Consider the following 22381-nt stretch of genomic DNA (forward strand, 5'->3'; position numbering starts at 1 on the left):
CCATTCATCTGGAAGACTCGGTGCCATGTCCTCTGAGCCGTCTTCTGGACCCGGTGCGCCGAGCCCCGTCTCCAGTCTGCCCAACCTGCGCGACCTCGGTGGGTACCGAGGACACGATGGCAGGGTCGTCGTATCCGATCGGTTGTACCGTTCGACGGATTTCCGGTCCATGGCCACCGCCGATCTCCCGTCCTTCGAGAAGCTCGGTGTCCGCACGATCTACGACCTGCGGTCGACGGCTGAGCGGACCGCACTTCCCGATCCCGCGCTTCCCGACGTCGCAGACATCCACCTCGACGTCCTTGCCGATTCGGAGACCGCGGTACCGGCAAATCTGCAGCGGTTCTTCTCCGACCCGGAGACCGTGAAGATGGCCTCACGTGAACTCGCGGGCGGTAAGGCCGCCGAAGCCATCGCGGCCACCTACCGCGGAATGGTCTCGCTACCGAGCGCTGTGCGCTCCTACCGCGGCTACTTCCAGGGGCTCCTCGGCGAATACGACGGTCCGTCGCTGTTCCACTGCACGACAGGCAAAGACCGCACCGGCTGGGCGGCAGCGTCGCTGCTGGCGCTGCTCGGCGTCGACAAAGACGACATCTATCACGACTATCTGCTCACCAACGAGCGCCTGATCCCCTCGTTGAAGCCGATCTTCGACGACTTCGCGGCAGCGGGCGGCGACCCGGACGTGCTACTTCCGGTCCTCGGCGTCGACCCCGCCTACCTCGACGGCGCGTTCGACGAGGTACGGCAGAAGTTCTCCGACATCGAGGGTTACTTCCTCACCGGACTCGGATTCGACGACGCCGCGCTCGCCACGCTGCGCGACACCTACCTCGTCAGGACCTAGCGGAACACGATGCACGTGGTGCTGCCGTGCGCGACGAGCTTGCCGTCGGACGAGAACACCTTGCCCTCTGCGGTGGCGGTACGCCCGCCGACGTGGATGATCTCGCCGACGCCGGTGAGTTCGCCGTCGTCGGTCTGCACGGCGCGAATGTAGTTGACCTTCAGTTCCAGCGTCGTGTAGCCGGCGCCCGCGGGAAGGGTTGTGTGGATGGCGCAGCCCATCACGGAGTCGAGGAGCGTCGCACAGATACCGCCGTGGACGGTGCCGAGCGGATTGGCGAAGTCGGGTTGCGGGGTGACCGCAAAACTGACCGAACCCTCGTCTACGCGGACCGGGCGCATGCCGAGTAGTCGGCCGATGCTGGGGCGTCCGTCGTCGGGATTGTCGGCCCAGGCGCGGAGCAGCTGCAGTCCTGACATGGCTGTCGGATCGCTCGGCGCTGCCGTATCTGAAGTGGATTGCTTCATGACTATGTATCCTTGCATAGAAGCGATCAACTATGAAGGCCTACATAGTCGAGTTCTGGGAAAGGCGGGGTGACGGTGGCTCACGATGACGGCGAACTCGGCCCCCGGGACCGGATGATCGTGTACGCGGCAGACCTGATCGGTCGAGACGGCGTGCCGGGAACGTCCATCGGCGACGTTCTCGCGGCCAGCAAGGCGCCACGCGGTTCGATCTATCACCACTTCCCGGGCGGGAAGTCGGAGTTGATGACCGAGGCCGTGCGGTATGCGGGCGAGTTCATCTCGTCGCGAATCGCTGACACCCACGCCGGTTCTGCCGCCGATGCCGTGGTCTCAATCGGCGACGTCTGGCGCAAGATGCTGGTCAGCACCGATTTCCAGCGCGGCTGCCCGGTGCTCGCGGGCGGACTCGCGCGGCGGGCCGAGCCGGCGACCGCCGACGAGGCCGACGAGATCTTTCGACGCTGGAGCCACCAGATCGCGGCGCGCCTCGTCTACGAGGGAGTCGACGACGCGCGCGCCGGCTCGCTGGCCAATCTGATCATCGCGGGTATCGAGGGGGCTGTCGGGCTGTCGATGACCCAGCGCAGCGTCGAACCTCTTGATCTGGTGATCGGTGAGCTCTCGCGGTTATGCGAATCCGCGGTGGTCGTGGCCTGAAACCACCGGCTCTCTCGAGCGCCACGGGCATCACTCGCCGAACTCGGGCCGGAGGTCTCTACACGGTGTCGTGCGCCACATAGTAGGTTCTCCCACAGGTCCGGGGCAGGGGTTGCCGTCGGTACGGCCAGGGGAGGTGGAATCGTGACGCCGGTGTATCGGGAGGCGCTGGGTTCCGACTTCGACAAACTGCACCCCAATGTCGCGTGGCGGTACTCGATCGACTCGACGTCGGGTATCGCCCAACTCGGCAGCGGAATCTACGAGTCGGTCTACGTATCGTCGGCGCTGCCGCCCCCGCTCGTCTGGTTCTACGCCAAGCGCAACGCTTTTCCGGCACGGTCGAGTCGAATGGTGCCGTTCACCCAGAATCAGTACTGCTACGTCGACGAGCTCGGCCGGGAATCGCTGGCCGTGCTGCGCACCTTCTCGTACGGCAACGGCGACCGCGCGCTCAACTCACTTCTGGTCGACGGCAGGTCGGGACTCGTCGACTACTTCGGCGACGGCCCCGATCTGCTGTGGCCCATCGAGCCGTCGGTGACGCGGGCAGGCGAACTGCTGCTCGAGAGCGGGCCGATGCGCTGGCTCGGTCGCGGACCCAAGGTCGGAATGAAGGGCATGTTCGCGACGCAGATGAAGTACATCGAGGGGTGGGACGACGAGCACGAGCGTTTTCGCTGCGACGCCACCGTGCGCAACCCCGTCATCGGTGAGGTCATCCACTTCCGCGGTTGGTTCACCGCTGTCGACGTCGCGTGCGGTCTGCGCGACATCCCCGACGAGGCATGGCCGCTCCATCTCGTCGACCGCGAGGATTGACGTCATCCCGATCACACGCACAGGGTAGGTTGCTCATCATGGCCGTCTCAGCAAAGACCGAATTCGATATCGCCGCACCGTTATCGGTGGTGATGGAAGTCCTGATGGACATCGAGTCACTCCCGGAATGGTCCGGCCCCCACAAGGCAGCGCAAATCGTCAGCACCCACGATGACGGCACGCCCGACGAGGTCTCGATGACCGTCAACGCGGCAGGCATCAACGACGACCAGTCCGTGAATTACGCGTGGACCGACACCACCTGCGAGTGGACGCTGATCAAGTCGACGACGCTCTCGGAGCAGCAGGGCAAGTACACGTTGACCGAGAACGGTGATAGCACGCACGTCGAATTCGAGTTGCTCGTCGACCTCAAGATCAAACTGCCCGGACTCATCGTGAAGAGGGGACAGAAGGTCGCCGTCGACACCGCGCGCAAAGGCTTGACCGCCGAGGCTGAGCGTCGCGCAAAGGTCTGAGCCACATAGCTTTTCGTCCTTCCTGACAACGACGCCGGAGCTCCCGTTCGGGGGTTCCGGCGTCGTTTCCTATCCGTTACCTGAGAACGTGGGTTCCGCGGTATTCGTGAGGACTGTGGCGGGGTACGCTGACGGGGCTGTCCGCGTCTGCGCGACGCCCGATCGTCTTCTGGAGGCCAAACAAATTGCGTATCAACACTTTTGCCGTCCGTGTCTTCGCCGTCGTCTGCGGAGGTGCGGGATTAGTTGCCGGGTTCACGCTCGGCGGCGGTGATGCGCACGCGGCCACAGAATGTAGTGCCGCCAACGGCACTTCGGTGCAGCACATTTCGGGCACCAGCGGTTGCGGTGCACGCGCGGGCGCAGGTAGCACGGCCAGTGCGAGTGATGCCTCGTCGAGCGGCACCGCAGTGGCAGTCGCAGACGGCGGAGGGCACGCCCGCGCACACAATCTGCAGCCGGGGTCGACGGCGCTGGCCGGAGCCAACTCCGGCGGCAACGCCTACTCGGTGACCACCGGCCCCGGCTCGATGGCGATCGCGCAGGCGCGTCGCGGGAGCAACTCGGTCGCCGTCGGTGGATGGGGTGGCCAGGCGGTCGCGACGCAGCAGGGTGTCTCGTGCACCGGTGGGTTCGCGGCGGCAGCTGATTCGGGCAGCGGCAAGGCATGCCTGCGTTCGGGATCGATCAGCCTGCGCAACTGAAGCGTGTGCCTCGACTGAACACGCGTTACTGAACTTCACGCACACGGCCGACTGCCGACGTCCCGAGGGAGCGTCGGCAGTCGGCTTTTTGGGAGCCACCCCACGTTCTGGCCGACGCCGAGTTCACCTCATTGCCACGCAGCGTTTGCCGGATACGCATATCGTTGGGTAGTGACCGAGTTACACGATCTCGAAGCCGTCGGCCCCGATTTCAGCAAGTTGAACGGACGTGAAGCCCTTCAACAGCTTGTCGATCTCAAGGACACCACGCAGTTCACGGTGAACGACGATGATGACGACGACCCGATCCTCCTCACGCTTCCCGAGCGCAACGTCGTCGACACCTGGCGCGAGGACTATCCGTACGACGAACGCATGAGCCGTCGTGAGTACGAGATCACGAAGCGTCGCCTGCAGATCGAACTGTTGAAGATGCAGAAGTGGTCCAAGCAGACCGGCCAGCGTCACCTGTGGCTTTTCGAGGGCCGCGACGCTGCGGGCAAGGGCGGCACCATCAAACGATTCAACGAGCACCTCAACCCGCGTGGCGCGCACACCGTCGCACTGGAGAAGCCCAGCGAGCGCGAGTCGACGCAGTGGTACTTCCAGCGGTACGTGCAGCACCTGCCCGCGGGCGGCGAGATCATCTTCTTCGACCGGTCCTGGTACAACAGGGCCGGCGTCGAGCGTGTCATGGGATTCTGCACCGACGAGCAGTACGACGAGTTCATGCGACAGGCCCCCGGGTTCGAGAAGATGCTCGTCGACGACGGCATCAGCCTGGTGAAGTTCTGGTTCTCCGTCACGCCGCTCGAGCAGCGCACCCGGTTCGCGATCCGGCAGATCGACCCCGTGCGGCAGTGGAAGCTCTCGCCGATGGATCTCGCCTCCCTGGACAAGTGGGACGCGTACACCGCGGCCAAGGAGAACATGTTCGAGCGCACCGACACCGACCATGCGCCGTGGGTTGTCGTGAAGAGCAACGACAAGAAGCGTGCCCGCATCAATGCGATGCGCTACGTGCTGTCACTGTTCGACTACGAGGGCAAAGACGAAGAGATCGTCGGCCGGCCGGATCCGCTGATCGTCGGGCGTGCCCGCGATCTGGTCGGGGAGTGACGGCCACGGAACACACATCGAGAGGTCAGCTTCGAGCGGTAGCGTCATAGCCGTGCGAACCTTCCTCAGCGGTCTGGCGACGATCGTCGCGGTCGTGGCCATCATCCTTGCGGTACCCGCTGTGTGGATCAGCGAACGAATCGTCGACGACGCCGGCTTCAGCTCACTGATCGAGCCGGTCGGCCACGACCAGGCGGTCAAGGACTATCTCGCGGGTGAGATCACCGACCAGATCGCTTCGCGCACGTCGATTTCCGGAGCCGACACCGTTGTGCGGCCGCTCGCGAACGCCTACACCAACAGCTCGCAGTTCCCCGCCGACTTCGCCGACGTCGCCAAGCAGCAACATCAGTGGCTGTTCGACGAGGCGTCGGACCCCAATGCGCCGATGGAACTCGACATCACGGCCATGGTCAACCGCGTACTCGCGAGCGCGCGCGTCGGTGTCACAGTCTCCGCGTCGATCACCATCCCGGTGTCCAGCGGCGACACCGGCCTGCACGCGGGCGCGTATCACCGAGCCGGGGAGCAGATCACGACGATCGCCAAGGTGTCGGTGATCGTCGGGATCATCGCTGCGGTCATCGCGCTGCTTGTGGCGAGGCGACGCGGGACCGTGATCGCGTGGCTGGGCATCGCGACGGTCATCGCGGGTGTGGTGTGCTGGGCGGGCGCGAATCTCTACGGGACCTACCTGAAGAACGACATCGCTTCGTCGGAGAACAACGCCAAACCAGTTGCCGACGTCGTCATCGACACCATCTCGCACGAGTTGCAGTGGACCGGCGTGATCTCGATGCTCGTGGGCGCGGGCATCCTCGTGTTCGGCGTCGTGGTGCGTCTCGCCTTCGGCGGCAGGCGTTGAATGCTCGCCTCCGGCGGACCGCGTTGAATGCTCGCCTCCGGCGGACCGCGTTGAATTTCTGCACCGAGGGCGCCGACTTCACCATCCCGCAGCGGCCCCCCGACGTCGTCGACGAGATCGTGTTGACAGACGGCACCCGCACACCGCTGCGGGTCTTTGTCGCCGACTCGGCCGCCCCGAACCCGCTGGTCGTCCTGTTTCCCGGATTGGGAACTCCGGCAAGCTACTTCGACCTGTTCGCCACCCGCTGTTCCGCCGCCGGGGTGTCGGTCGCGTGCGCCGACCTGCGGGGGCAGGGCGCAAGCAGGCCACGCCCGTCACGCGCCAGCGTGTTCGGCCAGCAGGAGATGGTTGTCGACGACGTGCCGTCGGCCATCGCCGTTGCCCGACGACACGTTCCCGACGGCCCGCTGTACCTCGCAGGCCACTCGATGGGCGGGCACATCACGTCGCTGTATGCCGCGCGGCAGGCTCACCGCGCCGCCGAAGGCGGCCGACGACTCGGCACCGACGACAGTCACCGACTGAGTGGACTCATCCTGATCGCCTCCGGTGTGCCGTTCCACAAGCTCTACCGCGGCGGCTCGGGTCTGCGGGCCTCACTGGGGCCGCTGGCGATGTACCGCATCTCGCACGCCGTCGGCTTCTGGCCGGGGACGGTCGTCGAGGGCTACGGCAGGCAGTCCCGCGTGCTCATCCGCGATTGGACGTACCTGAACAGGCATGGCCGATTCAGTCCCCGCGGTGCCGACATCGACTACGAGGCCGCTTTCGGCGAGATCGACATCCCGGTGTTGGCGGTGACGATCGGCGCCGACTCCGACGCACCGCCGCCCGTCATGGGCGCGTTGACCGCGAAGTTCACGCGTGGCGCCGTCGACCATCGACATATCGGGGCGCCCCTCGGACACAACCGTTGGGCACGCGACGCGGTCGCACCTCGCCTGGTCGTCGAGTGGCTGTCGGAGCTGTGAGTCTCCTCGGAGGATGACCGGCAGGCGTCGATCGCGGGCGCGGTAACCGTCGGTGCGTCACACTTGACCACGATGACGCAGGCAACCGGTGATGTGAGGACGCGGGGGCTGACACGACGTGTGGCCGCCCACGTGGTGTCCTGCCTGCGCAGCGCACCCCTGACGTTTCTGTGGCTCGCGGTGCTGTTGGCGACGAGCATCGCACAGCACCTGATGAGCCCTGCCGACCTCGACCGAGTACTCGGCGCCCGGTCGACCAACCTCGAACACCTGACGCACGATCCCATCCACGTCCTGTGGACGAGCCTGTTCTGGATCGACGGCGCGTTCTGGCTGCCGTGGGCGGTGGCCTTCTGCGTCTTCCATGTGCCGGCCGAGCGGTGGCTGGGGTCGTGGCGCTGGCTACTCGTCGGTGCGTCGGCGCACATCATGGCGACCTTTGTCAGTCAGGGTGTGCTCGGGCTCGCCATCCGCGAGGGCGTCCGCAGCGCCGACATGATCCATGTGCAGGACGTCGGTGTCAGCTACTTCTTCGCCGGGGTGGTCGGGGTACTCACCTATCGGATCGCTCGCCCGTGGCGGTGGATCTACCTCGCGGGAGTGCTCATCTACTACGGCGTTCCGGTGATCACCGATCTCAGTTTCACCAACATCGGCCATCTGAGCGCCGCGCTGGTCGGGTTGGCGTGGTATCCGATCACGCGCGGTCGGGGCGAGGCGTGGGACCCCGCAGCGGCGATACGGGCACACCGATCCTCGGCCCGCGACCGGTCGACGACGGGTCGCATCTCAGCGCGGTAGTACGAGCAGGCCCTCCTGGACGACGCTTGCCAGTAGAAGTCCGTCGGCCGAGTAGATGCGTCCCTGTGTCAGTGCTCGGCCGTGGCCGCTGATCGGAACCTCCTGGACCAACGCTATCCACTCGTCGGCCCGACCGTCGTTGTGCCACCACATCGCGTGGTCGAGGCTCGCGGTCTGCACTCCCTCGTCGGCCCAGGCGAAGCCGTGGTGGCGCAGCGCCGGCTCGAGCAGGGTGTAGTCGCACAGGTAGGCCAGAGCTTGACGATGAACCGCCGGATCGTCGGGTAGTGCTTGAAACGCCTTGAGCCACACCACCTGTCGATGGACGCGCGGCCCAGCCACGCTGGTGTAGACCGCGCCGGGATGATGCCGGATATCGAAGTGCCGCTCGTACGACCAGTAGTGTGCATCACGGACGTCGGAGCCCGCGAGTAGGTCGGCGGAGGTGGGTAGCGAGAGCGGGTCGGGCAGTTCGGGCGCCGGCTCCTGATGTGACAGCGATGACGCGCCGGTGTGAAACGACGCGAGTCCGGTGAAGATCTCTTTGCCCTTCTGGACTCCGGTGACGGCGCGTGCGGAGAACCCGCGACCGTCACGTGTGAGATCGACTGTCCAGGTGGTCGGTTCGTTGACGTCGCCAGGACGGAGGAAGTATCCGTGGAACGAGTGGATGGCCTTGTCCGCGCCGACAGTCGTCGACACCGCGGTCACCGCTTGCGCCACGACCTCGCCGCCGTAGGCGCGTGCCGACGGAATCACCTGGTGCCGTGCCGTGAAAGTCCTTGTGCCGTCGTCGGTGACTGCGCCGGGCTGCAGGTCGAAGGCGTCGAGCAAACCGAATGTCGAGGTGCTCATGCGCGTGAATACCCTTCCAGTGTCGAGTCGTCGACGTCATCGAGATTGATCACGATGTTGTCCGGGGTGCGTGCGGTCAGCCAGACGAGTTCGTCTGTGGTGCTCATGTTCGCTTCGACGTGCGGCATGTAGGGCGGCACGAAGACGAAGTCGCCCGCGTACATGTCGACGTAGTCGGAATAGTTGTCGCCGAAGTAGATTCGACCGTGGCCGGTCAACACGTAGCCGCCGGTCTCGGCCTCACCGTGATGATGTGGGAGCGAACGGTATCCCGGCTCATTGGAGACCTTGCCATACCAGATCTTGGTGGCGGGAGTATGTTGCGGACTCACGCCCGAGACGCGGACGGCTCCGCCCGACTGCGCGGTCGCCTGAAACTCGGAGCCCTGCTTGGTGACGACGGGAACGGTACCGCAGGGAAATTCGGTTGTCGCGGTGAGTGGTTCGGTCGGTGACACGGGGTTACCTTTCGGTTGTGGAGGCGATGACGATGCGGTTCTCGCACCGTCCGAGTCCGTCGATCTCGGTGACAACGATGTCACCGTGACTCAGGTAGCGGGGAGGAGACGATGCTGCGCCGACGCCTGCGGGTGTTCCGGTCAGGACAACGTCGCCCGGACGTAGCGTGGTGAAAGTGGAGATGTAGCCGAGCAGGTCGGCGGCGTCGAAGACGAGGTCGGCGACGTCGGACTTCTGCTCGACGGTGGAGTTGAGGGTGCATCGGATGTCGTGTCCGTCGGCAGGATTGAACCCTTCCGATGTCACCAGGACCGGCCCCAGTGGTGTGGTCGCGTCGAATGCCTTGCCTGGCAACCACTGTCCGGTGTGTCGTTGCCAGGGCCGCACCGAGATGTCGTTGGCGACGGAGTATCCGGCGATGGCTGCGTGGGCGGTAGCGCGGTCGGCGTTTCTGATCGGGGCGCCGACGACAACGGCGAGTTCGGCTTCCCAATCGAGTCCTTCAGCGACGGATGCATCAAGCGTGATGTCGTCATTCGCGCCGATCAAGGTGTCGGCGAACTTGGTGAAGAGAGTGGGGTATTGCGGTGTAGGCCTGCCCATTTCGGCGATGTGGCCGCGATAGTTATGGCCACAGCACAGGATCTTCGTTGGCGCCGTGACCAGCGGTGCGTAGTCTGCGTCGCGCACGGGAATGGTCTGTTCGGGATGTGCCGCCGCGTCCTCGACGAGTGCGGTCCGGTCGGGATGGGCCAGCAGCGTCCCGACGTCGTCGGCCTCGGTCAGGGAGTACGAGGCACCGGTGCGTACCCCGCAACGGGTTCCCGACGGCGTGCGCAGGGTTGCGAGGGTGAGGGGTGCGCTTTCGCCCTGATCATGACCGGGACTGTCATAACCGGTACCGAAGGGAGTGGTTGTTCGGGTCACAGGATCTCCTGGAGTGCATATAGCGTGCAATTGACGCCCGTGACAACTACGATATAGCAATCACGTCCGGTCCGCACCAGTTGAGGAGAAGTCCATGTCCGTCTCGTTTGTGAATCCCACTGAATTGCTCAAGCCCTCCGGCTTTTCGCACGCAACTCGTCACGGCGATCTGATTTTTCTCGCGGGTCAGACTGCTCTCACAACAGACGGCACGATCGTCGAGGGAGGAATAGTCGAGCAGTTCCGGCAGGCCTTCGCGAACTTCCTGACCGCGCTTGAGGCCGCTGGTGGGAGCGCGGCCGGACTGTTGTCGGTGACCATCTACCTCACCGACATCCCTGGCTATCAGGCGCACGGCAAAGAGATCGGACGGATCTGGCGCGAGATGACCGGTGTCGAGGAGTATCCGGCGATGGCGGGGATCGGCGTCACCGCGTTATGGCAGCGCGAGGCGATGATCGAGATCGCGGGGATTGCCGCGGCGTGAGCTGATGTGTTCGGCCCCAGACTGATTTGCCCAGACTGATTTGCCCAGACTGATTTGCCCAGTCTCGTTCACTCAGTCTGGGTGCACGATGGTCTGTACGTACTCTTGGGCCAGAGGCTGTAGCGCTGCATCGAGTTCGCTGAAGAGCGATGCGGCGTCGACGCCGGGCCAGCGATCGGGAAGCAACTCGAGTGGCAGGCCCGGGTCGAGGTACGGGAGACGTCGCCATGTGGTCAACATGGGTACGTACTCTGCGAATGCCTTGCGTGGAGTGGTCTGCTTTGAGATCTCGGCAGTCAGTGACGAGTACGCGCCGAGGAACTCGTCGTATTGGGCTGACAGCTCATCGAGGTTCCACCACGTCGAGACCTTCGCCGCGGCGTCCTCGGCGAGTTCGCAGTGGTCGAAGAGACTGACATACTGTTGCATCCCGTTGCGGCGCAACATTTTCTGAACCTCGTCACGGATGACGGCCGGGGCGATCCATACGCCTGGAGCGGCGATGCCGAACCCGAGTCGAGTGAGTGCTGTGCGGAGTGCGTGGCGCTTGTCGCGTTCGGATTCGGGAATGGAGAAGACCGCGATCACCCAGCCGTCGTCGAGTGCGCCGCGACGGCGTCCGAAGATGCGGTCGTCACCGTCGTTGATGGTGTCGAGGACAGGTTGCGACAGCGAATAGCCGGCCTGGCCGTCGTGGCGGACGCTGGACAGGATGTCCTTGCGCTTGAGTCGCGAGATCGACGAGCGTACCGAGGGGCCGTCGACGCCGAGTTCGTCCATCAGCCGCACGACGGATGCGACTGACAACCAATTGCTTTCTGGCCGTGCATACATCGCGAACAGCGTCACGATCAGATGGCGGGGCGCCGGAGCGGTGAGGTTGGCGCTCCGCTGTGTGGCGACGGTCGTCATATTCACACCATACCGTCATGTTCGCACCTCGCGATTTATCCGCCTGCTCGTCGCGAATGGATCGCGCGGGGCGGGTCAGTGTCCGGCGAAGGCCTCTGCCAACCACCACGCGCCACCGTCGTCGGCGATCTTGGCGTCGATCACCAGCGGCGTGCTCGCCGTACCTGATGTCACTGCTGCGACCCACGCACGGACGGGCTCGAGATCGGCGATCGAGCGAACGGTCACGCCGGTCGCGCCGTATCCGCGGGCGATGGCGGCGATGTCGACGTCGGGGAACGTCACGGTCGTCATGTCGGCGTCGCCGAAGTGGTGGACTTCTGCGCCGTAGGCGGAGTCGTTGTACACAATCACGAGCAGCGGAAGGTGTAGGCGCACTGCGGTTTCCAACTCCGAGATCGACATGAGGAATCCGCCGTCGCCGGTTCCGAGTACCGGCATCCGGTCCGGCTGTGCCAGGGCCGAGCCGATCGCCGTGTACAGGCCGAGTCCGATCGACTGGAATGCCTGGGTGAAGCAGAAACCGAATTCGTCGGGAACCGAAAGGTGCGTCGACGGGTAGCCCATGAAATTGCCCGAGTCGATCGCGACGATGCGCTGGTTCGGAAGGATGCCGTCGAGTGCGAGGGTGAGTTCTCGCGGATCGATCCGCTCGTGTGCGGTGGAGGTGGCCAGGGGTACATCACGCCAGCGCGCCGAGGTACGGATCCGTTCGGCGATCTCGGGCGTGCGGTACCCGGTTCGCCCGCCTGTGGGGGCGGGGCCGATCTCGTCGAGAACGTCTGCCGCAGTGAGGGCACAGTCGCCGAGGATGCCGAGGTCGATGTGCCGGTGCGCCCCCAGTGCGTCGGCATCGTCGTCGACCTGCACCACTGTGGCCCCGTCGCCGATCAGACGCCCGTGGCGCATCGTCCACATATTGAGCGCGCATCCCCACCCGACGATGAGATCGGCCTCTGCGATGAGTTCGGCGGTCGTCGGCGACGAAAAGCCGCCGGAGATACCGAGATCGAAGTCGTCGCCGACGAACAGCCCATTGGCCACCGCCGAGGTGGCGACGAGAGCACCTGCAGCAGAGGCCAGTTCGGCGAGAACCGGTCCCGCGTCACGCGCGCCTCGGCCGGCCACGAACACCGGACGATCGGCGCGGCGCAGGAGTTCGACGAGATCGGTGACGGACTCCGACGTGGGACGGGTACGTGCCTTCTCGATGTCGGCGGAGATCGGACCGGACACCTCGGCAGGCGCCGCCGCGACGTCGATGGCCACATTGAGCACCACCGTTCGTCGACCGGTGACTGCTGCGCGCACGGCGCGGGTCACATCGGCGACTGCAGTCTCCGCAGAGTGCACGCGGAAGCTGAGGGCGCCGACGCTACGGACGAGCGCTTCCTGGTCGATGCGGAAGTTGGAGCGCAGCGCAGCGGCGGGAGAGTCCGCGGCGAGGACCAGCATCGGGGTCCGGCTCTTCGCCGACTCGCCGATCCCGGTGATCGCGTTGGTCAGTCCGCAGCCCTGATGTACCGACACCACACCGACCAGACCCGACATACGTGCGTAGGCGTCGGCCATCGTCGCGGCGCCACCCTCGTGCCTGGCGGCGGTGAAGCCGACACCGCCTGCGCGGAGCGCGTTGGTCATGACGAAGTTGCCGCTGCCGACAACGCCGAAGCAGTGGCCGACGCCGAGATCTGCCAGTGTGTGCCCGACGACGTCGGCGACGGTGGGGCCGTAACGCCGTGGTGAGAGTGCCTGCACTGCAGCAGAACTGGTTGTGCCGGGAGCCGAGCTGGCATGCGGCATGGGGGTGTCGATGGTCATGAGAAGAACCTCGTCAGACTACGGCGTGTGCCGCGGGAGATGATCTGCTGCGCGCTGAGGTGGCCCGATCCGCCGCCGAGTCCTGGGCCGGGGTGTGTCGATGCGCCGATGTGCCAGAGTCCGTCGATGCATGTGCGGTGGCGTCCGTTCGATGTCGCCGGCCGCCACCGGAGGTTCTGGTCGATCTCGGCGCTGCCCGCGTACGGGTCGCCGTCCACCGCATTGCAGTTGTGGGCCTCGAGATCGCTGGGGGCGATGATGTCGCGAGCGACAATCGTCTCGACGAGTCCCGGTGCGGACTGTGCAATCTGGTCGATGACCCGGTCGGCGTACGCCGCGCGCGCCGGGCCTGCCCAACCGTTGGTGATGTCGATCTCGCCGGCGGAGTCGCCCACAGGTGCGTAGGGCACCTCCTGCAGTTGAATCCACAGAGTCGCCTTGCCCTCCGGGGCACGGGACGGGTCGAGGAGGCTCTGCTGTCCGACGACGACCGTCGGGCGTCGGGGCAGGAGTCCTGCGCTGGCCTCGGCACACGCGACGGCGATCGACGCCGCTCCGTCGGAGACGTGGATGAGCGGCACCGCGTCGAGGCGATCATCCGACCACGAGACGGGCCGGTCGAGCGCGAGATGGATCTGCATGGCACCGCGGCCGTATCGATAGTGCCTCGCGGACTCTGTCGTGGCTGCCGACACGGCGCAAGCGGGGAGCAATTCGGTGTAGAGCGCCTGCGGGGTGACACCGGCGATCACTGCGATGTCGGCGAGACACTCCTCGTGAGCGGTGCGGACGCCGACCGCGCGACCGTCGTCGAGCACGATCTCGGTGACAGCGGATCCTGTCACCACCGCGACGCCGGTGTCGTCGAAGAGTCGCTGGAACGCGTCGATGAAATGACGCGCGCCGCCCTCGACCACTGGCAGGCCGAACTGGTGCATCGTCGCGGCCATCACCGGCAGCATCACTCCGCCGGTCGCCGAATCGGGTGTCAGACCCGCGTGCAGTAGCCAGGGCGACCACAGCTGGTCGGTTTCGTGCCCACGGAACCTGCTGTGCAGGTAGCTGCGTCCCGACGTCAGCGCCTCTCGGACGAGGCTCTCGACGCCTGAGAGGCGTTGTGACCGAAGCGTGGTGAGGGCGAGCGCGCCGACGCCGCGCGGATCGAGTTCGCTCCCCAGGGCACCGAAGACCGCGGGCGCGTGACCGTCGAGATCGCCGAGCATCGTCAGGTATGCGTCCTTGTCCTGCGCCTCCGCGAAGCCCGCAGCCGTCTGGGAGGCGTCGCGATAGGCAAGTGACACAGCACCGTTCGAGCCGACACCGGCCGTCACGACGTGCTCGCTGTTGCAGTAGCGGAGTCCGCGCTTGGCGAGCTCGTCGCCGAGCACTTCGTAGGCCGCGCCGGAGACGAACAGCGGATGCCACGACGAGAAGGTGTCGTGGGTGAAGCCCTTGACGGTCCGTTCCCCGGAATCGATGAACCCGCCCAGCGTCTGGTTGCGTTCGACGATCGTGACGGATCTACCGGAGAGTGCGAGTTCTGCTGCGGCGACCAACCCGTTGATACCCGAGCCGATAACCACCACATCACTTCGGCTGCTCACCGTCCTGCTCCAGGTGTCGTGTCGACGACCGCGAGAACTCTTGCAGGGCTGCCTGTTCCGCCGACGATGGGCAGTGGTGACACCACGATCATGGCTCCGGTGGCGGGCAACGCGCCGAGATTGCGCAGCGAGGTGAGTCCGTACTTGTCGTTGCCGAGGAAGAAGTTGTGGACCGGGAAGGCGGGATCGAATCCGCCTGCGAGGCCCGCGTCGACACCGACGGTCTCGACGCCGAGGCCTGCGATCGGGCGCTCAGTGGCCAGCCACCGCGCACACTCGACGTCGACTCCCGGTGTGTGGGAACCGGTCTCGTCGGCATTGAGGAATTCTGCCTCTGAACCTCCTCGGGTCTCCCAGCCCGTACGCAGTAGCAACCAGGTGCCCGCGGTCAGGGGGCCGTGTGTGTTCTCCCAGTCCTCGATGTCTGCGACGGTCAGCAGGTAGTCGGGGTTGGCGGCGACTTTGTCGCGCAGGTCGAGAACTGCGGCAGCGCCGATCAATCGGGACACCGGGATCTGCGAGACGTCGTCGCCGTCACGTCCGGTCACCCAGTGGATCGGGGCGTCGACGTGCGTACCGATGTGCTCGCCCGTGTGAATGTTGTTGTGCCGCCAGAACGGACCCGGCTCGTCGTAGGCGCTGACCTCCTCGAGGCTGAAGTCGATCAGGTTTGCAAACGGTTCGGGTAGGCGCAGCGCGGGTGTCGAACTGCTGAGCCTCGTGGTGAGGTCGACCACCTCGAGGGCCCCTGACGCCAGGGAGCCGAGTAACGCGCCGATGGCAGTGGTGGTCGACGAATCAGAGATGCTGGTCGGGTTCATGGTGGCGGCCTTTCGATGACGAGGAGAGATAGTTTGTGACGCGCACCGTCGACAACAGTCTGCCGTCGTCGTCGGTCAGAGTCACCTGATGAACGGTGATCCTGGCGCCCAGCGACACCGCGGTGCACTCGGCGTGCACATCGCCCGACGCAGCTCCGCCGACGTGACTCGCCGACAGTTCGATGCCGAGCGCGACGCGCCCCTCGCCCGCATGCACATTCGCAGAGAGGGACGCGAGCGTCTCGGCGAGCACGGCATACGCGCCGCCGTGTACTCGACCGGTGACCTGTGTGTTACCTGCCACCCGCATGTGCGCACTGCTGTGGTCGGCTCGCAGTTCGGTGACCGTGATGCCCATCGTCGCCGCGAGCGCACCCGAGGGGTAGCCGAGGGTGTCGGCGACGATGTCGGTGCTCGTCACGGGACCTGTGCCCGACGCCGCGCCGACCGTCCAGAGCCGTACTGGCGGGGCAGTGGGACCGGTCGATGGCCGAGGTCGAGTGCTGCGTTGAGTGTCCAGTACGGGTCGACGAGATGCGGTCGCGCGATGGCACACAGGTCGGCGCGACCGCTGAGCACGATGGTGTTCACGTCGTCAACCGACGACACCGCGCCGACGGTGATCGTGGGAACACCTACCTCGTTGCGGATGCGGTCGCTGAACGGCGTCTGATAGAGCCGACCGTAGGCGGGTTGGGCCTTGATCGACGTCTGGCCGGTGGAGACGTCGATCAAATCGGCGCCGTGGTCGACGAAGATCTTCGACATCGTGAGCACGTCGGCGTCGGTGATACCGCCGTCGACCCAATCGGTTGCACTGATGCGCACACTGACCGGACGATCCCCCCACACCTCGCGGACGGCGTCGAGGATCATGGCGCCGAAGCGTGCCCGATTCTCGATACTCCCGCCGAACTCGTCGGTGCGCTGGTTGGTGAGCGGCGAAAGAAAGGCCGACAGCAGATATCCGTGTGCGAAATGCAGTTCGAGAAGGTCGAATCCAGCATCGACGGCAAGTTCCGCGGAGTGTCGGTAGTGCCCGACCGTCGCACCGATGTCGTCGACGGACATCTCCGTCGGCACCTGACTGTCGGGGCGGTAGGGAAGCGGCGACGGGGCGAGGATCTCCCAGGCGCCCTCCTCCAACGGGTCGTCGATCCCCTCCCAGATGACCTTCGTCGCACCCTTCGGTCCCGAATGGCCTAGCTGGAGGCCGATCTTCGACGCCGAGTTCGCGTGGACGAAGTCGGTGATGCGCCGCCAGGACAGCATCTGCTCGTCGTTCCACAGTCCCGGGCAGCCGGGCGTGATACGGCCCTCGGGTGTCGGGGATGTCATCTCGGTGATCACCAATCCGGCACCGCCGACCGCGCGGGAACCGAGGTGGACGAGGTGCCACTCGCCGGGAACGCCGTCGACCGCGCTGTACTGCGCCATCGGTGACACGACGATGCGGTTGGCCAGGCTCATCCCGCGCACCGTGAACGGATAGAACATCGGCGGTGTCGCCGCGTCGACGTCGCCACCCGCGTGGTTGTCCGAGTGAGCGAACCACTCGTCGAGCCGACCGACGAATTCGGCGTCGCGCATCTTGAGGTTGTCGTAGGTGATCCGCTGGCTGCGTGTGAGGAGTTGGAATACGAACTGTTCGGCCGGGATGTCGCGATAACGCTCGATGCCCTCGAACCACTCCATCGACGTCTGCGCCGACCTCTGCAACGACGCCGCGACGGGCTTGCGCTCGGATTCGTACTGCTCGAATGCCGCGGTCACCTGCGTGGGATCGTCGACACCGCGGAGTGCGGTGGTCAGTGCAATGGCATCCTCGAGAGCCATCTTCGTGCCCGAGCCGATCGAGAAGTGCGCGGTGTGGGCGGCATCGCCGATCAGCACAGTATTGGCGCTGTGCCACCGATTGTTGCGCACAACGGTGAAGTTCAGCCATCCGGAGTTGTTGCCCAACAACGGATGTCCGTCGAGATAGTCGGCGAAGACCTCTGTGCAGAATTTGAGCGACGCCTCGTCGTTCTGCCCGGGCTTGCGGGGCTGTGCGGCGTAGGCGTCGAGACCCGCGTTGTGCCACGTCTGCGGTGAACACTCGACGATGAAGGTCGAGGTGTGCTCATCGAACGGATAGATGTGGGCCCAGAATAATCCGTGCTCTGTCTCGCGGAAGACGAAGCGGAAGCAGTCAACCGGGCGTGTGGTCGCGAACCACACGTACTTCGACGGGCGAACGTCGAGGCTCGACCCGAGCACGTCGACCAGAGCGGCCCGAGTGGCCGAACGCACGCCGTCGGAGGCGATCACGACGTCAGAATCAGCCTGCAGGTCCGCCAACGGCGGCGCGGCGGTGCGGTGCCGGAGGTCGACGTCGAGCTCACGCGCACGTGCTGTCAGAAGCAGCAGTAGGTTCTTGCGTGCCATGGCGGCGAACGAGTGCCCGTCGGATCGGTCGAGATGACCGAGGTAGTCGACGTCGATGGGCGACCAATGCCGATAGTGCTCACTCATCCGTTCCAATAGAACGGGATCCGCGTCGCGGAGGTTGCCCAGTGTGTCGTCGGAGAAGACGACGCCGAAGCCGAAGGTGTCGTCCTCGGCGTTGCGCTCGTAGACGGTGATCTCGTGGGCGGGGTTGTCGCGCTTGAGCAGTATGGCGGACATGAGGCCACCGGGACCACCGCCGATGATCGAGTATTTCACGCGGAATCCTTTCAGCAGCCGAGGTCGGTGAGGTGCTCGAAGTCGATCACGGCATCGGTCAGTGCGATGCCCAGTGCCGACAGGGCTACTCGCACGTTGGCTGCGGTGCTTGGTGGCAGATCCTGTGCGGCAATGGCTTTGAGTGCTCGATAGGTGTCGAGCAGTGCCGCCTCGGCGGGAGTCAACGTGCTACCGAGCAGATCGGTGATCGATGAGGGATTGGTGACGGTTAGGTCGGTGGTCGCGGACATGGTGATGATGCCTCTCATGTGGGTCGGTCAGCGGGTGTCGACGAGGCGCTTGGCCTTCAGCTCGAAACGCGGCAGGCTGCCGGGGTCGGCGCGACGAATGCGGAACCGCAGGCCTTCGTGGGCGTCGGCCAGCTCTCGCGCGAGTTCGCCTGCAACGCTGCACCATACGTCGTCGGTGACGTGACCGTGGGGTTCTGCTGCGAGAGTGATCTCGTCACGGATACCCTGTCGCTCGATGCGGATCTGGAACTCGTCGATCTCGTCGAACGAGCGCACAATCGATTCCACTGCACGGGCGTAGACGTTGGTGCCCCGAACGAGTTTCATGTCGTCGACCCGACCGAGGATGCCGCCCTGGTACAGATCCCACGTACGACCACTCGAGGTCGCGGTGTGTGGCACCTTGACTACCATGTCGGCGGTGCGATACCGGATCAGCGGGATCGCCGAGCGTCCGAACGACGTGCAGACACGTTCTCCGCGTTCGCCGTAGGGTAGCGGTGCTCCCGTCTCGGGATCGATGACCTCCTCGATGAAGTGGTCTTCGATGATGTGGCACCCACCGGGTTGCTCCGCCGGTTCGAACATGAAGATGGTGGAGATCTCCGTCATCCCCGCGGTGTCGAAACACTTCGCGCCCCATTGTTTTTCGATAAGCGACTTGGTCTCGGGGATCGATCCTGCCGGCTCTCCGGAGAGGATCACCGTGTGGACGGAGCTGTTGGGTAGATCGATCCCGAGTTCGTTCGCCTCCTGGGCGAGCCGAAGCGCGTAGGTCGGTGTCGAGGCGACGACCGTTGCGCCGAAGTCGATGATCTGCCGGACCCGCTGGGTGGTGTTCTGCGCCCCGCCGGGAATGGTGAGCGCACCGATCTTCTCCAGCCCGTTGTGCAGACCCCAGAAGCCGATGAACGAGCCGTAGCCGAACGCCACATAGCCGATGTCGGACGGGCGGACACCTGCTCCCCATAGTGCGTAGCACCACATTTCGGCCGACCACGCCCAGTCCTTGCGGCTGTCGAGTGCCCGCAGTGGGGTCTTTCCGCTCGTGCCGCTCGTGGTGTGCATGCGGATCGCTCCGACGTGGTCGGTGACGGGAAGCTCGCCGTACGGCGGGAACTTCTCCTGGCTGCGCATCCAGTCCTCGCGGGTGAGGAAGGGGATGCGTTCGATGTCGGCCAGCGTCTGCAGTTGCTCCGGGCTGAACCCCGCTGCGGCGAACGAGCGACGATAATAGGGGCTGCGAGCCTGGGCCCATTCGGTGAGTCGTCGTAGCTTTGTCAGTTTCAGGGCGTTGAGCTGATCACGTTGGAGCAGTTCGGTTTTGGGATTCCAGAACGGGGTGGCTGTTGTCATGGTCGTTCTCCGGGGGTGTCGGGCATGCGTCTATATTGCGGTTATTTGACCATCGTCGCAATAGCGATAGAGAACGTTTTACGGCGTCGTAACGTCCCTCGTTCGGCGACGAGGTGTCGCCCTCACGAGTAGTCGGGATGGGTGGTGACGAGTCGATAACCGCCGGAATGAAATACCAGCGGTTCGCCACCGCACGCGCTGAAATCCTCTACCTCGCCGAGGACGATCACGTGGTCGCCGGCATCGACATGTTGCACGGTGCGGCATTCGAATCGGGCGACGACGCGGTCGAGCAATGGAGTGCCGTGCTCGCTGAGACTGTGTTCGACGCCAGCGAACTTGTCGGGTGAGGGGGTGGCGAACTGGCGAGACAGGTCATGTTGGTCGGCGGCGAGGATGTTCACCGCGAATCGTCCTGCCGCATGGAAGTCCGGCAGGCTCGGCGCCGTGCGCGCGGGACAGAACGAGACCAGTGGTGGATCGAGCGACACGGATGTGAACGAGTTGGCTGTGATCCCCACCTTGCGGCCCTCAGGTGTCGTTGCCGTGATCACCGTGACCCCGGTGGCGTAATGTCCCAGCGCACGCCGCAGTTCGCGACGGTCGACCACCGACTGGGCGTCTCGGCGGGCCGAATCGAGAAGACGTGTGGCATCGTCTGGGTGAAACCACCAGTCCGCAGCGGTGCGCGGATCGTCGAACGCACGCACGATCGCGGTGGCCACGGCGGGCAGCGCGGTTGCCTCGGCAAACACCTTCTCGACGTGGGCCGGCATGCCGGACAGCATGCTGTTGGTCCAGGCGACCGACCATTGTCCCCAACCGCGCCAATACTTTTCGAATGTCCGGTGCATCCACGCCTCGTCGAACGCGCGCTCGCCGCGTGCGACGATCGCCTGATGGTAGATGTGGGCCGATTGCACCGCGTTGTTACTGCCCTGCCCGGTGATCGGATCGTTGAGGACCACGACATCGGCCATGCCGAGGACACGCCCGCCGCAGCTGAGTGAGGCGACGGGTCGACGAACCGTCGGCGTCAGTGCGCCGCGCAACGAACCGTGCGGATCGGTGATCTCGACCTTCTCCGCACGGGCTGCGATCTCGGGGAAGTGGCCGGTCAGTGCCGAGTGGACGTAGGCGAGATGGTCTGTGCTGTCACCTGATCCGTGCGCCGGATCGAGTGGTCCGCCGACGACGGCCTCGATCAGGACGATGTGGCACTGACCGCTGTCGGTGAGTGCGGGCATCGTCAGACACTCTCCGACGCCCGGCACGACGGTCATGGTCAGCTCCGCCCCGTCGGGACTCGGTGACATCCCGGTGACGTAGGCCATCGTCGACACTCGCTGTGGAGTGTCGAAGACTGTGCGTCCGTGATCGACGGCGAACAGTTCGGCCAGTTGACCCTTTCCGGTGGCGACCACTGTCAGGTCGTGTGTTGACTGCAGATCAGTGAGCCGCGCGGCGTCGACCTCGCAGACCTCGAGTCGTCCGCCGAGCTCGACGAACTCGTCCATCCACAGCGCGCATTTGAGGCGTTGGTCGACCGAGGCGGCAGGGTCGTCGAGTGCGCCGAGAAGTCTCAGCGTGTTCTGATCTGCCAGGTGGGTGTTCCCCGGCGGGCACACGGTGATCGACATCGTGTCGATCACCGGCACCTCGCCCCGCCAGTGGGTCAGCCCGAGATCGCTCTCGACGGCGAGCGCTGAGGCGAACATGCACTGGCTCGACAACACCGGACCGTGCCGGACCTGGTCGGCGGTGCGGTCGGTGGCAAGCGTGACATCGTATCCGTCGCGCCGCAGGGCGAGTGCGAGTAGCGCGCCCGATTGACCCGCGCCGACGACGGCCACACGGCGACTCATGACGCAACCGGTTGCAGGTACTCCGTCGCCGCGAGCGAGGGGTCCATGAACCAGTGGAAGAAGTCGCGCGGATCGTCGAAGCCGTTGGCGAAGCGGCGGGCGATGCGGGGCTCGTCGACGGCACCGCCCAGCAGCGCCAGCACGTGCTCGGGCGGTGGCGAGAGCAGCGCATTGGTCCACGCGGTAGGATATTTGGCGTAGTCCCAATACTTTTCGAATGTCGACTGCATGAAGGAGGTGTCGAAGGGTGCGTCACCGTGTTCGAGGATGCTGGCCAGATACGACGACGAACACTTGCTCGCGTTGTTGCTGCCCTGACCGGTGAGGGGATCGTTGAGCACGACGACGTCGGCCATTCCCAGTACCGGTGCACCCGAGGGCAGGGTGGCGACAGGATGGCGCACCGTGGGCGGGAAGCGGCCGGCGAGAACGCCGTTGGGGTCGGTCAGTTCGATGTTCGCGGTGCGCTCGGACTCCCACGGGACGAAGGTGTCGACGACCCACTTTGCTCTCTCGAGATGCTCCGCGGGGCCGGAGAGGTCGCTCCAGCAGTCCATCGGTCCTCCGGGAATGCCC

General features: G+C 65.3%; 24 protein-coding genes. 10 read left to right on the plus strand and 14 right to left on the minus strand.

All coding sequences use genetic code 11. The features are described from left to right. Positions 1-25: 25 nt before the first annotated feature. The gene (locus tag A5777_RS08435) at positions 26-850 is read left to right on the plus strand and encodes a tyrosine-protein phosphatase (RefSeq protein ID WP_064862307.1); all 825 of its coding nucleotides are present in this window, start codon (positions 26-28) and stop codon (positions 848-850) included. Here the strand turns inward: A5777_RS08435 and A5777_RS08440 are convergent. Further along, positions 847-1335 (minus strand): PaaI family thioesterase, encoded by a 489-nt coding sequence (locus A5777_RS08440; protein ID WP_039855164.1) that lies wholly within the window; start codon positions 1333-1335, stop codon positions 847-849. The two genes, A5777_RS08435 and A5777_RS08440, sit on opposite strands and share 4 nt — an antisense overlap. Positions 1336-1431: 96 nt before the next feature. Here A5777_RS08440 and A5777_RS08445 point away from each other — a divergent pair, with 96 nt between their 5' ends. From A5777_RS08445 to A5777_RS08480, 8 genes are all read left to right on the plus strand, one after another. Further along, the gene (locus tag A5777_RS08445; protein ID WP_231894994.1) at positions 1432-1977 is read left to right on the plus strand and encodes a TetR/AcrR family transcriptional regulator; all 546 of its coding nucleotides are present in this window, start codon (positions 1432-1434) and stop codon (positions 1975-1977) included. A gap of 144 nt (positions 1978-2121) precedes the next feature. Continuing rightward, positions 2122-2799: a DUF4166 domain-containing protein gene (locus A5777_RS08450; RefSeq protein ID WP_064862309.1), complete on the plus strand. Its 678-nt coding sequence runs from the start codon at positions 2122-2124 to the stop codon at positions 2797-2799. 38 nt (positions 2800-2837) lie between these two features. After that, on the plus strand, positions 2838-3278 hold the full coding sequence (locus A5777_RS08455) for an SRPBCC family protein (protein WP_064862325.1): 441 nt from the start codon (positions 2838-2840) through the stop codon (positions 3276-3278). A 185-nt stretch (positions 3279-3463) separates the two neighbouring features. Beyond that, a complete protein-coding gene (locus A5777_RS08460; protein ID WP_064862310.1) occupies positions 3464-3982 on the plus strand; it encodes a DUF6764 family protein in 519 nt (172 codons plus the stop codon). Between the two features lie 171 nt (positions 3983-4153). Further along, the gene (gene ppk2, locus A5777_RS08465) at positions 4154-5101 is read left to right on the plus strand and encodes a polyphosphate kinase 2 (RefSeq protein WP_064862311.1); all 948 of its coding nucleotides are present in this window, start codon (positions 4154-4156) and stop codon (positions 5099-5101) included. 52 nt (positions 5102-5153) lie between these two features. After that, positions 5154-5966 carry a hypothetical protein gene (locus tag A5777_RS08470; protein ID WP_064862312.1) on the plus strand — a complete coding sequence of 271 codons (813 nt, stop codon included), beginning with the start codon at positions 5154-5156 and terminating at the stop codon, positions 5964-5966. Between the two features lie 50 nt (positions 5967-6016). Next, on the plus strand, positions 6017-6940 hold the full coding sequence (locus A5777_RS08475; protein WP_231894992.1) for an alpha/beta fold hydrolase: 924 nt from the start codon (positions 6017-6019) through the stop codon (positions 6938-6940). Positions 6941-7012: 72 nt separating this feature from the next. Continuing rightward, positions 7013-7741, plus strand: coding sequence for a rhomboid-like protein (locus A5777_RS08480; RefSeq protein ID WP_231894993.1), 729 nt, complete (start codon positions 7013-7015; stop codon positions 7739-7741). Here A5777_RS08480 and A5777_RS08485 read toward each other — a convergent pair. The 3 genes from A5777_RS08485 to A5777_RS08495 are packed head-to-tail and all read right to left on the minus strand — an operon-like array spanning position 7730 to position 9982. Further along, entirely contained in the window at positions 7730-8596 is an 867-nt protein-coding gene (locus A5777_RS08485) for an acyl-CoA thioesterase (protein WP_064862313.1), read from the minus strand. The two genes, A5777_RS08480 and A5777_RS08485, sit on opposite strands and share 12 nt — an antisense overlap. Next, positions 8593-9054 (minus strand): cupin domain-containing protein, encoded by a 462-nt coding sequence (locus tag A5777_RS08490; RefSeq protein ID WP_064862314.1) that lies wholly within the window; start codon positions 9052-9054, stop codon positions 8593-8595. Before A5777_RS08490 ends, A5777_RS08485 begins: the two co-directional genes overlap by 4 nt. A gap of 4 nt (positions 9055-9058) precedes the next feature. Next, entirely contained in the window at positions 9059-9982 is a 924-nt protein-coding gene (locus A5777_RS08495; protein ID WP_082933593.1) for a fumarylacetoacetate hydrolase family protein, read from the minus strand. Between the two features lie 94 nt (positions 9983-10076). On the opposite strand from A5777_RS08495, the gene A5777_RS08500 reads away from it, so the two are divergent. Then, on the plus strand, positions 10077-10469 hold the full coding sequence (locus A5777_RS08500) for a RidA family protein (protein ID WP_064862315.1): 393 nt from the start codon (positions 10077-10079) through the stop codon (positions 10467-10469). Positions 10470-10541: 72 nt separating this feature from the next. Here the strand turns inward: A5777_RS08500 and A5777_RS08505 are convergent, their stop codons facing one another. The 10 genes from A5777_RS08505 to A5777_RS08550 all read right to left on the minus strand — a co-directional run. Next, positions 10542-11381: a PaaX family transcriptional regulator gene (locus tag A5777_RS08505; protein ID WP_064862316.1), complete on the minus strand. Its 840-nt coding sequence runs from the start codon at positions 11379-11381 to the stop codon at positions 10542-10544. 75 nt (positions 11382-11456) lie between these two features. Beyond that, on the minus strand, positions 11457-13184 hold the full coding sequence (locus tag A5777_RS08510; protein ID WP_082933596.1) for a thiamine pyrophosphate-binding protein: 1728 nt from the start codon (positions 13182-13184) through the stop codon (positions 11457-11459). Between the two features lie 14 nt (positions 13185-13198). Then, positions 13199-14806, minus strand: a complete 1608-nt coding sequence (locus A5777_RS08515; RefSeq protein ID WP_064862317.1) for a phytoene desaturase family protein — start codon at positions 14804-14806, stop codon at positions 13199-13201. Next, the gene (locus A5777_RS08520) at positions 14803-15627 is read right to left on the minus strand and encodes a cyclase family protein (protein ID WP_082933594.1); all 825 of its coding nucleotides are present in this window, start codon (positions 15625-15627) and stop codon (positions 14803-14805) included. Before A5777_RS08520 ends, A5777_RS08515 begins: the two co-directional genes overlap by 4 nt. After that, positions 15605-16048 (minus strand): PaaI family thioesterase, encoded by a 444-nt coding sequence (locus A5777_RS08525; RefSeq protein ID WP_064862318.1) that lies wholly within the window; start codon positions 16046-16048, stop codon positions 15605-15607. The genes A5777_RS08520 and A5777_RS08525 overlap by 23 nt, the downstream gene beginning before the upstream one ends. Next, complete coding sequence (locus A5777_RS08530) at positions 16045-18333, minus strand: bifunctional salicylyl-CoA 5-hydroxylase/oxidoreductase (RefSeq protein WP_156529320.1); 2289 nt, start codon at positions 18331-18333, stop codon at positions 16045-16047. The genes A5777_RS08525 and A5777_RS08530 overlap by 4 nt, the downstream gene beginning before the upstream one ends. Positions 18334-18344: 11 nt before the next feature. Continuing rightward, on the minus strand, positions 18345-18584 hold the full coding sequence (locus tag A5777_RS08535; RefSeq protein WP_156529321.1) for a DUF6052 family protein: 240 nt from the start codon (positions 18582-18584) through the stop codon (positions 18345-18347). Positions 18585-18611: 27 nt separating this feature from the next. Next, positions 18612-19940 (minus strand): phenylacetate--CoA ligase family protein, encoded by a 1329-nt coding sequence (locus tag A5777_RS08540; RefSeq protein ID WP_064862321.1) that lies wholly within the window; start codon positions 19938-19940, stop codon positions 18612-18614. 122 nt (positions 19941-20062) lie between these two features. Further along, positions 20063-21805, minus strand: a complete 1743-nt coding sequence (locus A5777_RS08545) for a flavin reductase (protein ID WP_064862322.1) — start codon at positions 21803-21805, stop codon at positions 20063-20065. Then, the coding region (locus tag A5777_RS08550) for a styrene monooxygenase/indole monooxygenase family protein (RefSeq protein ID WP_331710582.1) at positions 21802-22381 on the minus strand (580 nt) is incomplete at its 5' end. The genes A5777_RS08550 and A5777_RS08545, both read right to left, overlap by 4 nt.

Origin of the sequence: Gordonia sp. 852002-10350_SCH5691597 (genome assembly GCF_001665715.1) — a bacterium.
Lineage (GTDB): Bacteria > Actinomycetota > Actinomycetes > Mycobacteriales > Mycobacteriaceae > Gordonia > Gordonia sputi.

What these genes read in the sequence shown, in the direction of transcription:
- A5777_RS08435 (WP_064862307.1), top strand. Translation starts at nt 26, where the DNA reads ATGTCCTCTGAGCCGTCTTCTGGACCCGGTGCGCCGAGCCCCGTCTCC.
- A5777_RS08440 (WP_039855164.1), bottom strand. Translation starts at nt 1,335, where the DNA reads ATGCAAGGATACATAGTCATGAAGCAATCCACTTCAGATACGGCAGCG.
- A5777_RS08445 (WP_231894994.1), top strand. Translation starts at nt 1,432, where the DNA reads ATGATCGTGTACGCGGCAGACCTGATCGGTCGAGACGGCGTGCCGGGA.
- A5777_RS08455 (WP_064862325.1), top strand. Translation starts at nt 2,838, where the DNA reads ATGGCCGTCTCAGCAAAGACCGAATTCGATATCGCCGCACCGTTATCG.
- A5777_RS08480 (WP_231894993.1), top strand. Translation starts at nt 7,013, where the DNA reads ATGACGCAGGCAACCGGTGATGTGAGGACGCGGGGGCTGACACGACGT.
- A5777_RS08485 (WP_064862313.1), bottom strand. Translation starts at nt 8,596, where the DNA reads ATGAGCACCTCGACATTCGGTTTGCTCGACGCCTTCGACCTGCAGCCC.
- A5777_RS08500 (WP_064862315.1), top strand. Translation starts at nt 10,077, where the DNA reads ATGTCCGTCTCGTTTGTGAATCCCACTGAATTGCTCAAGCCCTCCGGC.
- A5777_RS08505 (WP_064862316.1), bottom strand. Translation starts at nt 11,381, where the DNA reads ATGACGACCGTCGCCACACAGCGGAGCGCCAACCTCACCGCTCCGGCG.
- A5777_RS08510 (WP_082933596.1), bottom strand. Translation starts at nt 13,184, where the DNA reads ATGCCGCATGCCAGCTCGGCTCCCGGCACAACCAGTTCTGCTGCAGTG.
- A5777_RS08520 (WP_082933594.1), bottom strand. Translation starts at nt 15,627, where the DNA reads ATGAACCCGACCAGCATCTCTGATTCGTCGACCACCACTGCCATCGGC.
- A5777_RS08535 (WP_156529321.1), bottom strand. Translation starts at nt 18,584, where the DNA reads ATGTCCGCGACCACCGACCTAACCGTCACCAATCCCTCATCGATCACC.
- A5777_RS08540 (WP_064862321.1), bottom strand. Translation starts at nt 19,940, where the DNA reads ATGACAACAGCCACCCCGTTCTGGAATCCCAAAACCGAACTGCTCCAA.
- A5777_RS08545 (WP_064862322.1), bottom strand. Translation starts at nt 21,805, where the DNA reads ATGAGTCGCCGTGTGGCCGTCGTCGGCGCGGGTCAATCGGGCGCGCTA.